The organism is Bacillus sp. LR_5 (genome assembly GCF_042709275.1).
Map to the genome: position 1 here is coordinate 1 of NZ_JAVAXX010000504.1, position 2,497 is coordinate 2,497.

General features: G+C 41.6%; 2 protein-coding genes. Both read left to right on the forward strand.

Annotation, left to right across the window (positions count from 1 at the left end):
• Positions 1-919: recombinase RecA (gene recA, locus RAC86_RS37705; RefSeq protein WP_377886857.1), on the forward strand; the 919-nt coding region annotated here is incomplete at its 5' end.
• 168 nt (positions 920-1,087) lie between these two features.
• Entirely contained in the window at positions 1,088-2,263 is a 1,176-nt protein-coding gene (locus RAC86_RS37710; protein ID WP_072566290.1) for a serine hydrolase domain-containing protein, read from the forward strand.
• The last annotated feature ends 234 nt before the right edge of the window (positions 2,264-2,497 follow it).

The window sequence follows — 2,497 nt, forward strand, 5'->3', positions numbered from 1 at the left end:
CGCTCTTGATACGGCATTAGGAATTGGCGGATATCCGCGCGGGCGGATTATTGAAGTATATGGTCCTGAAAGCTCAGGTAAAACAACTGTGGCGCTTCATGCGATTGCTGAGGTTCAGCAGCAGGGCGGACAAGCCGCGTTTATCGATGCGGAGCATGCGCTAGATCCGGTATACGCGCAAAAGCTCGGAGTCAATATCGAAGAGCTTTTACTGTCTCAGCCTGATACAGGCGAGCAGGCGCTTGAAATTGCGGAAGCGCTGGTTCGAAGCGGTGCAGTTGACATTGTTGTTGTCGATTCTGTGGCAGCTCTCGTGCCGAAAGCGGAAATTGAAGGCGACATGGGAGATTCGCATGTCGGTTTACAAGCACGCTTAATGTCTCAAGCGCTTCGTAAGCTTTCAGGGGCCATTAACAAATCGAAGACAATTGCGATTTTCATTAACCAAATTCGTGAAAAAGTCGGCGTTATGTTCGGGAACCCGGAAACAACTCCTGGCGGCCGTGCGCTGAAATTCTACTCTTCCGTGCGTCTTGAAGTGCGCCGTGCTGAACAGCTGAAACAAGGAAACGACGTAATGGGGAACAAAACGAAAATCAAAGTCGTGAAAAACAAGGTAGCTCCGCCGTTCCGTACAGCCGAGGTTGACATTATGTACGGAGAAGGCATCTCAAAAGAAGGCGAAATCATTGATCTTGGAACTGAACTTGATATCGTGCAAAAAAGCGGTTCATGGTATTCTTATGAAGAAGAGCGTCTTGGCCAAGGCCGTGAAAATGCAAAACAATTCTTGAAAGAAAATAAAGATATCATGCTGATGATCCAGGAGCAAATTCGCGAACATTACGGCTTGGATAATCACGGAGCAGTTCAGCAGCAAGCTGGAGAGGCACAAGAAGAACTCGAATTTGAAGAATAAAAATAAAATAAGTTTGAAATGATACAAAAGGCTGAGTGAAAAACTCAGCCTTTTTGTATTTTTACAAAAAAACGATAAAAATATTGCTTTTTTTGACAACTTTTTTAGTGCTTTATTCGTCTAACAAAACGTGTGCAAAATGGAATTTATTTCGGGAGGAAAAAATGAATGACAAGCCCAACCCGCAGAAGAACTGCGAAACGCAGACGGAGAAAACTAAATAAAAGAGGCAAACTTTTGCTTGGTCTTTTAGCAGTGATGATTTGCTTCACGATTTGGAATGCGCTTCAACGAAATAGTGAAGAGAACGAGCCATCACAAGAAACTGCAGCAGTTTCAGATACCAGTCAGAAAAAAGAAGTCAAAAAGAAAACCACCAAAAAAACAGAGGAACAAATCAAAACAGTCGACCGTAATCAAAAAATCAGCAATTATTTAAAAGAGATCGGTTTCAGCGGAACAGCCATGATTGTCAGAAATGGAGAAATCGTAACAAGTAAAGGTTTTGGTTATGCAGACCGTAAACATCACATTCAAAATAATCCATTGACATCTTTTTATGTCGGTTCGTCACAAAAAGCGTTGATTGCAACCGCTATTTTGCAGCTTGAGGAAAAAGGGAAACTTCAAACAAGTGATCCGGTAAACACGTATTTACCTCATTTTCCCAACGGGCAAACAATTACTTTGAAGAATCTGCTTACACATACATCGGGAATAAATGGACATATTGAAGGAAACGGCGCAATCACTCCGGACGATTTAATAAAAGACATAGAACGTCAGGGAATCAAACGTCAGCCGGGCGTATGGGACTATAAGGATTCCAATTATTCTGTTCTCGCTTATATTATTGCTGAGGTAAGCGGTGAGTCTTATGAACAATACATAACGAATCATATTTTTAAACCGGCGGGAATGACGCATGCAGGCTTTTATAAAACATATAATAAAGAACCTTATCCTGCTGTCGGGTATAAGCTGAAGGGCAGCAGAACGGTTACACCGTATATGCCTGATCTATCTCAGTTGTATGGAGCCGGTGATATTTATATGAGTGCTATAGATATGTACAAATTTGACCAAGCGCTGATAGACGGCAAACTGTATTCGCAAAAAAGCTACGAAAAGATGTTTACGCCAGGGAGCAGCTCCACATATGGTATGGGATTTTATGTCGCTCCCGGAAGCTATTCAAACCATGGTGTCATGCCGGGCTTCAACATCTTGAACAGCTTTAGCAAATCTGGGCAAACCATTGTTGTTTTGTTGTCAAACATTCAAAATAACGCTAAATTAGGCCAAGTGAACAATAAAATATACCAGCTTCTGAATCAAGAATGATTTATGATCTTCTTTGGAAGGATTGCATTCGGCACGTTAAAAGACGGCAGTCGGCAAACGTTAAGATGGCAAGCTTGACAAGTATTTCCGACACATTTACAATGAAGTTGTAACATTTGTTTTTTTAACATGATTGTTAAACCATTTTAAACTTGACAAGGGCGATGAAAATACTCATTCCCTGTGAAGGTTCTGTATGTTGAGAAAACTAGACAATGTACATGCCGACACTTA

What these genes read in the sequence shown, in the direction of transcription:
- RAC86_RS37710 (WP_072566290.1), top strand. Translation starts at nt 1,088, where the DNA reads ATGACAAGCCCAACCCGCAGAAGAACTGCGAAACGCAGACGGAGAAAA.